Raw genomic sequence first — 451 nt, forward strand, 5'->3', positions numbered from 1 at the left:
TGTGAAAGCTAGGTGGGGCAATATCCCTCACCACCCCCGAGGCAACAGGAATCTCAAACTCAAATGAGCTCGTCGCACGCTGCGCGAAGTCGTAAGAATCGGTGTGCAGCACGCCGAACACGCCGTGCAGGCGCCGCAGTGCCGCGCGGATTGTCGTGCGCGAGCGGATGCCGGTGTCGAGCACGAGGTCACGCTCCGGGCACGGCACCCGCGGACTGCCCTCACGCTCCATCCGGTGCAGCAGCACCGTCGCGACCGCCAGCACACTGACGCGTTCACGCATCCCCAAGGTCCAGGCCAGGGATCGCAGCCGGTCGCGTGCTTCCTGCGTCGCGTGCAGGATCGGTTCTTCGACGCGCGGTACGGGCGCGAAGTCGTCATCGCTCTTGACCGCGACGTTCCACACCGCGCGCACCCAGCGCGGCCACGACGCACGCGAGCGGGTCATCGC

At 67.4% G+C, this 451-nt stretch carries 1 protein-coding gene; it reads right to left on the minus strand.

Features of this window, described 5'->3' with window-relative positions; translation table 11 throughout:
* The coding region (locus tag GO615_RS29920) for a hypothetical protein (protein WP_211167425.1) at window positions 1–451 on the minus strand (451 nt) is incomplete at both ends.

The organism is Aromatoleum evansii, assembly GCF_012910805.1.
Taxonomy (GTDB): Bacteria; Pseudomonadota; Gammaproteobacteria; order Burkholderiales; family Rhodocyclaceae; genus Aromatoleum; species Aromatoleum evansii.